This is a genomic window from Mycobacterium sp. NPDC050441 (genome assembly GCF_040655355.1).
In the GTDB taxonomy this organism is placed as follows: Bacteria; Actinomycetota; Actinomycetes; order Mycobacteriales; family Mycobacteriaceae; genus Mycobacterium.
Window position 1 is genome coordinate 586280 of record NZ_JBFAJS010000001.1, and the last position, 9313, is coordinate 595592.

At 65.7% G+C, this 9313-nt stretch carries 11 protein-coding genes; 5 read left to right on the forward strand and 6 right to left on the reverse strand.

The genetic code is table 11. The features are described 5' to 3' along the window. The first annotated feature begins 50 nt into the window (after nt 1-50). Both AB0I14_RS02885 and AB0I14_RS02890 read left to right on the forward strand, forming a co-directional pair. Nucleotides 51-830 carry an SDR family NAD(P)-dependent oxidoreductase gene (locus AB0I14_RS02885; protein WP_358015580.1) on the forward strand — a complete coding sequence of 260 codons (780 nt, stop codon included), beginning with the start codon at nt 51-53 and terminating at the stop codon, nt 828-830. Nucleotides 831-915: 85 nt separating this feature from the next. After that, on the forward strand, nt 916-1542 hold the full coding sequence (locus AB0I14_RS02890; protein ID WP_358015583.1) for a hypothetical protein: 627 nt from the start codon (nt 916-918) through the stop codon (nt 1540-1542). A gap of 17 nt (nt 1543-1559) precedes the next feature. Here AB0I14_RS02890 and AB0I14_RS02895 read toward each other — a convergent pair whose 3' ends face one another. The 3 genes from AB0I14_RS02895 to AB0I14_RS02905 form a co-directional block, all read right to left on the reverse strand. Further along, on the reverse strand, nt 1560-2537 hold the full coding sequence (locus AB0I14_RS02895; RefSeq protein ID WP_358015586.1) for a glycoside hydrolase family 6 protein: 978 nt from the start codon (nt 2535-2537) through the stop codon (nt 1560-1562). A 63-nt stretch (nt 2538-2600) separates the two neighbouring features. Next, nucleotides 2601-3863 carry a sulfotransferase gene (locus AB0I14_RS02900; RefSeq protein WP_358015589.1) on the reverse strand — a complete coding sequence of 421 codons (1263 nt, stop codon included), beginning with the start codon at nt 3861-3863 and terminating at the stop codon, nt 2601-2603. Next, nucleotides 3860-4972 (reverse strand): DUF1214 domain-containing protein, encoded by a 1113-nt coding sequence (locus tag AB0I14_RS02905; protein ID WP_358015592.1) that lies wholly within the window; start codon nt 4970-4972, stop codon nt 3860-3862. The genes AB0I14_RS02900 and AB0I14_RS02905 overlap by 4 nt, the downstream gene beginning before the upstream one ends. A 67-nt stretch (nt 4973-5039) precedes the next feature. On the opposite strand from AB0I14_RS02905, the gene AB0I14_RS02910 reads away from it, so the two are divergent. Further along, nucleotides 5040-5702, forward strand: coding sequence for a TetR family transcriptional regulator (locus tag AB0I14_RS02910; RefSeq protein ID WP_358015595.1), 663 nt, complete (start codon nt 5040-5042; stop codon nt 5700-5702). On the opposite strand, the gene AB0I14_RS02915 is transcribed toward AB0I14_RS02910, so the two are convergent. Both AB0I14_RS02915 and AB0I14_RS02920 read right to left on the reverse strand, forming a co-directional pair. Continuing rightward, nucleotides 5642-6205: a TetR family transcriptional regulator gene (locus tag AB0I14_RS02915; protein ID WP_358016742.1), complete on the reverse strand. Its 564-nt coding sequence runs from the start codon at nt 6203-6205 to the stop codon at nt 5642-5644. The genes AB0I14_RS02910 and AB0I14_RS02915 overlap by 61 nt on opposite strands. 118 nt (nt 6206-6323) lie before the next feature. Then, nucleotides 6324-7583 carry a lipase family protein gene (locus AB0I14_RS02920; RefSeq protein WP_358016745.1) on the reverse strand — a complete coding sequence of 420 codons (1260 nt, stop codon included), beginning with the start codon at nt 7581-7583 and terminating at the stop codon, nt 6324-6326. 172 nt (nt 7584-7755) lie between these two features. Here AB0I14_RS02920 and AB0I14_RS02925 point away from each other — a divergent pair, with 172 nt between their 5' ends. Further along, the gene (locus AB0I14_RS02925) at nt 7756-8448 is read left to right on the forward strand and encodes a thioredoxin domain-containing protein (RefSeq protein WP_358015598.1); all 693 of its coding nucleotides are present in this window, start codon (nt 7756-7758) and stop codon (nt 8446-8448) included. On the opposite strand, the gene AB0I14_RS02930 is transcribed toward AB0I14_RS02925, so the two are convergent. Continuing rightward, nucleotides 8449-8826 (reverse strand): metalloregulator ArsR/SmtB family transcription factor, encoded by a 378-nt coding sequence (locus AB0I14_RS02930; protein WP_358015601.1) that lies wholly within the window; start codon nt 8824-8826, stop codon nt 8449-8451. A gap of 67 nt (nt 8827-8893) precedes the next feature. Between AB0I14_RS02930 and AB0I14_RS02935 the strand changes: the two genes are divergently transcribed. Then, nucleotides 8894-9313: a DUF5313 domain-containing protein gene (locus tag AB0I14_RS02935; RefSeq protein WP_358015604.1), complete on the forward strand. Its 420-nt coding sequence runs from the start codon at nt 8894-8896 to the stop codon at nt 9311-9313.

Sequence of the window (9313 nt, forward strand, 5' to 3'; positions counted from 1 at the left end):
GATCATATGAGCTAGCGTGCCAAATCTGGCCGAATCCGAAAGGCAGCTGCATGTCCTCCTACAGCCATCCGCACTCACTGGACGGCCACGTCGCGATCGTCACCGGAGCCGCCCGCGGTGTGGGCAAAGGCATCGCCACGGCCCTGCTCTCCCGCGGGGCGCGCGTCCTCGTCACCGACATCCTCGACGAGGTATTGGCAAACACCACAGCAGAATTCGCCGAGGCTGGGTTCGAGGTGGCATCGACGGTGGCCGATCTACGGGACCCCGGCAGCGCGCAGCACATCGTCGACGCGGCGCTCGATGCGTTCGGCACGGTGGACGCATTGGTCAACAACGCTGTGGCCAGCGCCGGACCGATACCGTTCGTCGACATCCCCGCCGAGGAGTACGAGCGGGTCCACGACACCGGGCCGCGGGCGACGTTCCGGCTCATGCAGGCGATTCACCCGGTCATGGTCACAGGCGGCGGCGGATCCATCGTCAACCTCGGCTCGGCCGCGGGAACTGTCGGCACACACTCCTTCGGCGCGTACGCCGGCGCCAAGGAAGCAATCCGCGGCATGTCCAAAGTTGCCGCACTGGAATGGGGCGTCGACGGAATCCGCGTCAACGTGGTCTGCCCGCTCGCCGAGACGGACGGCTTGAAAGTGTTGCGCGACATGGCGCCCAAACAGTACGAGGCGGTCGTCAGGAGCACCTCGCTCAAGCGCATCGGCGACCCCACCAACGATATCGGTGCCGTCGTGGCCTTCCTGATCGGTGACGACTCCACCTATCTCACCGGGCAAACCCTACTCGTCGACGGCGGAGCCGGTTCCTTCCGCTAGTTGCCAATCCCGGCCAAGCCGCGGGGTCACCCTTGTAGCTTCGGAATTGAAGACAGAAAGCACGAGCGAACAAGGAGGAAGACCAATGACGAATCGTTCAGGAAGTGCGTTCTCCCGACGCACGTTCATCCGCGGCGCCGCGTTCACGGTGCCCGTCATCGGAGCTGCGGTCGTCGCACCGGTTGCCCTGGCGGCGCCTCAGGAATGCGGTGACCCGTCCGGCAAGGTCGGCAATTGCGCGGCCCAGCTGCCGCAGGAGTTCACCTCGACCAGCTTCAGCACCACGGCGATCGCGGGCGGCACCAACTACTCAATCCTGTTCAGCACGAACATCCGACGCGGCCCGCTCATCCCGTCCGGCACCACCGGCTATCGCATCAGAAGTGTCAGCGTTTCCGGCACGAAGCTCGACGGCAACCCGTTCTATCTGACGCCGGGGATCGGTGAGGTCGGCCCGCGCTTGCTCAACGCCCGGTCCGGGTCAGCGCTGGGGTTCGCACTCGATGTGCCATGGGACGCGAACCAGCTCGTGCGGTCGTTCCTCTACACCTACGACGTCGAATTCCTCACCGGCCTGACGGTCAATCAGACCTGCCGCTACACGACGACGATGGCACTCTCCGACAACGGGATGACACTCGGCGGCGTCGGCTCGGTCACCTTCTCCACACCGATGCTCGCCGAGTGCGAGACGGCGCCACCGCCCCAGTAAGCCGCCGGCCTCGTGGGCTACCCGTGCGCCTTACGGACGAGGTCGATGGCGTACTGGCTGACGAAGGTGCCCGCGGATGCCTCGCCCGTACCGCACGAGCCGTCGGACTCACCGGGACGCTTGACCCAAAGGAACGCGTCGACATTTCCGTTTCCGGTCGCCGTGGTCGGCGCAGCGCCCAGTGCCCGGCCGCTGGGGTTGCACCAGTACATCTCGCCTTCGGCCGGTCCGGCGCCGTTGCGCGATGTATCGATGACGTAGGGCTTGCCACCCGTCTGGCCCGAGATCGCGTCGCCGTAACCGATTTCCTCTTCGGTGGTGAAGAAGTTCGCGGTGTTGAGGCTGAAACCGCGTGCCTTGGCCACCCCGACCCGGTTGAGCCTGTTGGCCATCTCGCCGGCTGCCGTCCACCGCGAGTGACCCGCGTCAACGTACACCGCGGTGCCCGGGTTGCGGGTCAGCGTGTCGACGGCGTAACTCATCAGGTTGTAGCGTTCCTCGCGCTGATCACCCGACAGGCAGTCGGCCATGGCGAGTGCGTCGGGTTCGAGGATGACCGCGGCCGGTCCACCGCCGATGGCGGCCGCGACGCCGTCGATCCAGCTCTTGTAGGCACCGGCCGACCCGAATCCGCCCGCCGCGTAGCTTCCGCAGTCGCGATGGGGGATCCCGTAAAGCGCCAGGATCGGCATGGTGCCTGCGGCCTGTGCCGCGGCGATGTACTTCGCGTCCACCGCGGGGGTGGAGACGTTGTCCATCCAGTACGCCGTGGGGGTGTTGGCGATCGCCTGCAGTTCGGGGCTCGGGTTGCCTTGTGCGGCGCGCGCGGCCTTCGACGAAGGATTGACGTAGAACGAATGCCCCTCGAGCGGGTTGCCGTCGCTGGCCAGGCGCACGCTCGGCGCTGGAGCAGTAGCAAGGCCCGCGGCGACCACCGAGGCGACTGTCAGAAAGGGGGCGATCGACCGCGCGACTGCGCCAACGGCTGAGGACATCACCTCAGGGAAAGTAATGGCGCGACGCGATAAGCGCCAGTCGCTCCCCCGCGGGACGGTCCGTCAGGCCTGAATCCGGTCAGTGTCCGACGGGTCCAACTTCTGGGTGTAGAAGCGCATCCGATCGCGCAACTCGGCGGGGTTGATGCCGAATTCCTCCGGCAGATAGCGGTGCGCGCCCTTGCCGTCGCGCGGCTGGGCGCGATGATGTTCGGCGAGCATCCCGGCGATGTCCGGCGCTTCCATCTGCGTCGCGGCGTAGATGCGACGCACCGTCGTCTCCGGGTCGGCCACCAGGTCGGTGTACTGAATGTCGAGCCAGGTGACCGTGGACGCCGCAGCCCGGGCGTCGATGGCGCGTCGCAGCCACAGCTCGGTCTGCTCGGTTTGAAACCGGCCCGTGTCCGCCCCGTCGACGTGGTCACTGTAGGTGGACCGATAGGTCGCGAACAGGCTCGCGCCGGAGGTCACGGTCTCCACGATGTCGCGGTGCAGCTGCACGATGCAGGCGCCCGGATACGTCGCGATGACATGGCTGAGCTCCGCGGTATGCGCCGGCGCCTTCAAGACCCAGCGTCTGCCATCCCCGGCGTCGAGGATCTGCAGCATCCGCCGGTGCTGCGCATACTCGGCGGCGAAGCTCTCACCGGCAAGCCACGACACGTAGCTGTCCAGGCGAGTCGTGGCGGCGAGGCCCCAGTTGCGCAGGGTGGTACCCATCCCGAGCACACACTCCTCCGGCAAGTTCGGGCCGGAGTCATGCACGGCCGCCATTGTCGGGTTGAGAACGTGCAGCATGTACTGACCCGCGGCGGCCGCCTCGAGGCGACGGTCACGTTCCTCGCTGTCGAGGTCGCCGGGTAGCCGCCACGGAGCGCCCAGTTCTGCGGGCAGCGGTGCGCGCAATCGGGGATCACGGTCGAGCAGCCGGAACAGGAACGTGGTGCCGGTACGCCAACCGCCGGTGATGATGACCGGAGGCAACAGCGGGCGGTTCTCGGTCGCGGGGTGCTCCTGCAGGTACCGCGTCATCGCGATCCTGGCCGCCAGCCGCCCGGCCGCCGTGCGCTGGGCGGTCAACGCGCCGAGGGCGTTGAGCCGACCGTCCGCCTCGGCCGAGGCCAGATACTGCTCCAAACCCGGATGCCACTCGTCGGGGTCACCCAGCACATCGACACCGGCACCGCGGGTCGCGCGGTCGATCACCGTGTCGACGGCGCCCACACCGAGCTGGTACCGGTCCGGGCGGGCAGCCTGATCCTGCTCGGCCGCCGCATAGACCTTCAGTGCTTCTGGTGTGCGGGTCGGCGCGGTCCAGCCGGTCATGGGTGGTGCTCCCGCAGGTCGGCCAAACGCACGACGCGTGCCGTGGGCAGTGCGGGCTGCTGTTCGGGTTGCAGGAACCGCATCACGACGATGCCGAAGCCGCGACCCTCGCTGTCGATCCAGTTCCCTGCGGCCGGACCCGGATCGGTGGCCGAGACCACGAATCGGTAGCGTCCGCCGTCGAGGTTCGCGGTGGCACCGGTATACGAGACCCTGCGATGCCGGTAGTCCAGTGAGTTGAGGAATCTGCTGTACGCCAGGATGTTCCAGTACCGGCACGGCACCAGCTCGCCTTCGATCAGCAGCGCTTCATCGGGATCCAACTGCCAGCCGCCGCGCAGATAGTGAATGGCCGGTTCGGTGTATACCGCTCCCCCGGCCATCTCCGTCCAGTGGTGCACCTGGTTCGGTGACTCGTGATCAGCGGCCACCGCGCCGTTCCAGATGCGCGGCAGCATCGCGATGGTCGCGGACGACTTCAACAGGCGCTTGCCGAAGCGCGGCGGATCGATCGATGCCGGGACGGGTGGCGGCTCGACCGGCTCGATGGCACACCACCCGAGGCGATCCGTCTGCGCGTCATCGTGGAAGTGACGTACCCAGATCACGATCGCGCGATCGGGCAGCTCCAGCCAATCGTTCGCCTGCCGGTCACCGCCGACCGCCACCTCGTAATCACCGTTCTCGCCGAACGTGATTGCATCACTGTCGATCCGGGAGTTCGCCTGGGCAGTGGCCCCGCCCGAACCGGAATAGGCGGTGATCGACACATACACGGCGTCGCCACGGTTGCCGCGGATCCGGTAGCGGCCGCCGGGGCAGACATCGGCGACCCAGTACTGGAAGTCGGGATTGTCCATCAAGAATTTCTGACGCCAGCCGTTGAACGCGACGAACTCAGGTTTGTCCCGATCAAATTCCAAACGGCCCAGTTGATTTGACACCGCCCGCAGCAGTGCGCGGAATCCGTCGGCACGTTCGGATTCCGGCAGGCCGGCGGTATCGACCGCCAGTTGCTCACCGGCCGTGCGTAATCCGTCGACGAACGTAGCCCAGGCCGCGACTTCAGGGCGAGGCTGGTCCGCGTCGCCGTCACTGGGCGCGGTCACTAGGCATCCCCTCCCAATTCGGAAGCGGATGCTTCCAGAATTGGATCGTGCTCGCTATGCTCACGGAATGTCAAGGCCGTACCGCGGCCAGGCCGCCGAAACACGGTCGGCGGATCGCCGCGCCCGACTGCTCCAGGCAGGCGTCGATCTGGTCGGCACCCAAGGGGTGACCGCCATGACCATGCGCGCGGTCTGCCGTGAGGCTGACCTCAGCCAGAAGTTCTTCTACGAAAGCTTCACCGATACCGATGACTTGCTCCGCGAGGTCTACCGCAGCACGTTCGAGCACTCACGTCAGGTCATCGATGCCGCGAGTAAGTCAGCTGCCGACCTGGCCTCCCGCACGCGTGCCGGCGTGGCAGCGGCGGCACAGCTCGTCCAAGCCGATCCCCGCATCTGCCGAATCCTCTTGGTAGAGCCCATTGCTGACCTGAGGCTGCGCCGGTTCGTGCGCGACACCGTCAGTGCCATGGGTGGATTCAGGGCGCCCAACGACGATGCAGACACCGCCGCGGCGGCGCGGGTCAAGATGCAGTACGCCACCGTCTTCGGCGCCATCATCTCGTTGTTCATCGAGTGGACCGAAGGCAACCTCGGTTCCGACCACGACGTGTTCGTGGACCATGTGACCACCATGCTGCTGTCGTCACAGGCGTTGAACGACGCCGTTCAGGTGGCCCCGTCGACCGGCCAGCCCGCCAGGACTCCTCGAATCAACCGGTCTAGCTGATCGGCGTTGTCCACCAGCGGTTGTCCGATGACAAACGTCATCATCACCCCGTTGACGAATGAGAAGAGGGTTTTGGCCTGCTCGTCGACGACGTCGTGCGCCATCGGATTCTCGTCCGTGGCATGCCATTCCGTCACGACTGCGCGTGCGAGCCCGTAGAACCCCTCGACGGACGCGCTGAGCGTTGCGGCCAGGTCATCGTCGCGGCCGGCCTGCAGGGCCAACTCGTAACGGGCTTTGGCGCGGGTGAGCCAGGGCTCGGTGGCCGAATGCATGACGAGGGTGGCAAATCCGAGGGTGCCGGCGAACTCTGCCGGATCGGCATCGGTCAGCTCGGTGAGCTGGGACAGGTCGGCGAGGTCGAGTTCGTTGAGGCGCGCGGCAATCGCGTGCATCAAAGCGTTTCGCGTCCGGAAATAGAACGACGTCGTGCCGTCGGGAACCTCGGCCTTCTTGTCGACCTTGGGGTGGCTGACGCCGCGCGAACCGTCCCTGCCGAGCAGTTCGATGGCAGCGTCAGCCAGTTCGCGGCGACGCTGGGCGGCGTTGTACTTCCTGCGTTCAGCGATGCCGGCAGTGTATCGAGCGGGCGTTCGAAGCCCCGGGATATCGCCCCGGCCGTCAGAACTGCCCGCAGTTGGGTGTGGTGGATTCACCGTTGAAGCGGGCGGCGATCCACTGCATGGCGGGCTCCCCGTCCACGAGCATGGGGAGCGCGTGGTTGATCACCAGCTTGTTGAGGAACGGCGGTTCCTCGTTGGTGCGGAACTCGACGTCGGCGCCCTGTGCGCACCAGTCCCTGCCCAGCTGGTTGGCTGCGGTCCACGGCACCAGCGGGTCGTAACGGTTGCTGTTGATCAGCACCGGCGCATTCGGCTTGTACCGGCCGAGCTTCTGCAGATCGAACAGGCTGCTGAACGGTTCTTCATTGACGAGCTTGTTGATGTCTTCATTGAAGTAGGGCTGCAGATGACGGAAGGAGAAGTCGACGATCGTCTGTCCCACGCACTGGCGTGACACCGACTCGAGCATGTCCTTGCCGCGCTGGGTGAGCTTCGACCGGATTGCATCGGCGGCTTCCGGATAGGCGGCGATGACGCCGTTGAGCGCATAGCCGACGACGCCCACGAGCGCGCTGCCGTCGGCGTAGGGCAGCAGTTCCTTGAGGTCGGCCGGCGGCGCACCGGCATAGGTGCCGACGATGTTCATTTCGGGTGCGTAGGCCGACGCCAACTCCGCCGCCGACGCCGTTGCGCCACCGCCCTGCGAATATCCCCAGAACGCCACGGGGCCATGGTGATCCAGTGAGGTGTCGGGCAATTTCATGGCCGCCCGGCCGGCGTCGAGGACGGCCTGACCTTCGGCCAGGCGGTTGACGTAGGTGTGCATCGAGTCGGTGCCGAGGCCTTGATAGTCGGTCATCACGATGGCAAAGCCGCGGGCCACCAAGGTCGCGATGAACGCTTCCTCGTAGTTGACCATGATGTCCCAACCACCCGAGTAGTGGATGCCCTGGTTGAACTGACGCGACGGTGCACACTGGTTGCCCTGCCCCTGGGTACCCGGCGCATAGACGATCAGCGGACGCGGCCCCTTCCCGGGCCAGTCGTTGTACGGCTCGAAGTAGGTGCCGGTGACGGCAATCGGATTCCCACGAGAATCGGTGCTGCGGTACATGATCCGCGTTCCGGTCGCCATGATGGCGCCCAGCTGACCGGACGGCTCGAGTACCAGCCGGCTCGGTTCGGTGCGGATCACATCGCCGGGCGCCCCGGCGGGCAACGGGTCCGGCGGGAGATAGAAATCTGCGTACTGCGGCTCGTCGCCGGTGTCGGCCGATGCCAACGTCGCAGATGTGACGAGCGACCCGATCATCAGCATGAGGACGACGACAATCCCCCCGGCATTGCGCATTACCGGACAGTAACAAGAAACTGTCTGGTCATGCCACTTTTTCTCTAAGTAACTAGAGAATACGCCTGAACCTGCAGGCCAAAGCCGGTTCCAACCCTCACCGGAGTCCCACGAGTCCCCGTCAGAGAGGATGGAAGTCATGAACGTGAACCCGAATGGTGCCAGCACCGCGAATCGGTCGGCGTACCGAACGATTCACTTCCTGCTGCTGGCCGGCCTGCTCACGGTGGCCTTGGTGTGGGGTCCCGGCGCCGGCCGCGCGCAGGCGGCTCCGGCTTCGTCGGCCGGGGATGTTCTCTCCATCGGGGACCCCGCGGCGCCGGGTCAGATCGACCTGTATCTGGATCCGCTGTGCCCCTACAGCGGGAAGATGGTGCGTGATCAGGGAGCCGAGATCGGCCGGCGCATCGAGGACGGCAAGCTCCACATCAATCTGCGTCTCGTCAACTTCCTCGAAAAGTACTCGGCGAGCGGCACTTACGACAGTCGCGCCATCTATGCCGCCCACATCGTCGCTGACCACTCGCAATCGAGCGACATCACCTGGCAGTTCATCGAGCAGATCTTCGCCGCCGATCAGCAACCGAAAGAGAAAGGCGAGACGGACCTCAGCAACGATCAGCTCGCCGGCCTTGCCGACCGCGCCGGCGCACCTCCGTCAGCCCAGGACATGATCAAGCTGGGGCTTCCGATTCCCTACGACGGCCACACTATAGGAGCGAACAACCTTCCGCTGCTGCGAGCTTTCCCCGATCCTGGGGTGCCGCTGGTTGCCGTCGACGGCAACGCTGTCGACGGCAACTCCGATTGGCTCGCGCAGCTGCCGCGCTGATTATCGCGACGTCCCGATCGGTGGCAGCGAGCCGATGGCGTCGATCTGATCCCGCTGGGCGGCGAGGGTGTCGGCGAGGAACGTTCGGGCGATGAGCAGCAATTCAGCGATCTTCGGGTGCGCAAGGCTGTAGTACACCGCGTTGCCGACCCGGTGCCCGCTGACGACCCGATGGCGCTTGAGAACCGCGAGGTGCTGGGACAGCAGGGTCGGTTCGATCTCGCTGGCAGCCAAGATCTCGCTGACCGGCGTCGGGCCTTCCCGCATCGACAGGATCTCCAGCACCCGGATCCGCGCCGGATGCGCAAGCGCCTTGAAGAGGTTGGCCTTGATCTCGTACAACGGCCGCTCGGGACCATCCAGAACGCTGTCGGACACCGACGCCCCAATGATTGATGGATTGATGAAATTCGCAATCCATGATACCGAGCGTTACCCTTCTGCAATGCCCACCGGCCAAGCCCCCCGCACAAAACCGGGCCCGCTGCAGTACATCGGGTATTGCTACGGCAAGCGGTTGCCCGACACGATGCGCGAGTGGGTGGCCAACGACCTGGCTGGTCCAGGGGCCACAGTCCGGATGATGGTCCGTGTCGCGATCCCGGCGATCCTGGTGCTGGCGCCGATCTGGTTCATCCCGATGTCGCTCTACCTGCACGCCAGCATGACGGTGCCGATCTTCATTCCGTTCGTGTATTTCTCCCACGCACTGAACAAGGTGTGGCGGCGTCACATGCTCGTCAAGCACGGCCTGAACCCGGCGCTCATCGACGAACTCTCGCGCAAGAAGAACGCGCACATTCACCGGGCCTACGCCGAACGTTACGGACCCCGCTCGGGCCCGAGCAGCAGCGGCGACATCTGA

What these genes read in the sequence shown, in the direction of transcription:
- AB0I14_RS02885 (WP_358015580.1), top strand. Translation starts at nt 51, where the DNA reads ATGTCCTCCTACAGCCATCCGCACTCACTGGACGGCCACGTCGCGATC.
- AB0I14_RS02890 (WP_358015583.1), top strand. Translation starts at nt 916, where the DNA reads ATGACGAATCGTTCAGGAAGTGCGTTCTCCCGACGCACGTTCATCCGC.
- AB0I14_RS02895 (WP_358015586.1), bottom strand. Translation starts at nt 2,537, where the DNA reads ATGTCCTCAGCCGTTGGCGCAGTCGCGCGGTCGATCGCCCCCTTTCTG.
- AB0I14_RS02900 (WP_358015589.1), bottom strand. Translation starts at nt 3,863, where the DNA reads ATGACCGGCTGGACCGCGCCGACCCGCACACCAGAAGCACTGAAGGTC.
- AB0I14_RS02910 (WP_358015595.1), top strand. Translation starts at nt 5,040, where the DNA reads ATGTCAAGGCCGTACCGCGGCCAGGCCGCCGAAACACGGTCGGCGGAT.
- AB0I14_RS02920 (WP_358016745.1), bottom strand. Translation starts at nt 7,583, where the DNA reads ATGCTGATGATCGGGTCGCTCGTCACATCTGCGACGTTGGCATCGGCC.
- AB0I14_RS02925 (WP_358015598.1), top strand. Translation starts at nt 7,756, where the DNA reads ATGAACGTGAACCCGAATGGTGCCAGCACCGCGAATCGGTCGGCGTAC.
- AB0I14_RS02935 (WP_358015604.1), top strand. Translation starts at nt 8,894, where the DNA reads ATGCCCACCGGCCAAGCCCCCCGCACAAAACCGGGCCCGCTGCAGTAC.